At 51.0% G+C, this 384-nt stretch carries 1 rRNA gene; it reads left to right on the forward strand.

What is annotated here, in order from left to right:
- Positions 1-82 precede the first annotated feature (82 nt).
- Positions 83-384: ribosomal RNA gene (locus ACZ6J2_RS21835) — 16S ribosomal RNA — on the forward strand; the annotation flags it as partial.

The following is a 384-nucleotide window of genomic DNA, read 5'->3' on the forward strand; positions in this document are numbered from 1 at the left end:
TCCTCGGACGAAAAATGAATACCAAGTCTCTGAGTGAACATACGTAATTCATTACGAAGTTTAATTCACGAGCATCAAACTTAAATTGAAGAGTTTGATCATGGCTCAGATTGAACGCTGGCGGCAGGCCTAACACATGCAAGTCGAGCGGTAGCACAGAGAGCTTGCTCTCGGGTGACGAGCGGCGGACGGGTGAGTAATGTCTGGGAAACTGCCTGATGGAGGGGGATAACTACTGGAAACGGTAGCTAATACCGCATAACGTCGCAAGACCAAAGAGGGGGACCTTCGGGCCTCTTGCCATCAGATGTGCCCAGATGGGATTAGCTAGTAGGTGGGGTAACGGCTCACCTAGGCGACGATCCCTAGCTGGTCTGAGAGGAT

It is taken from the genome of Enterobacter sp. E14S, from assembly GCF_055666685.1.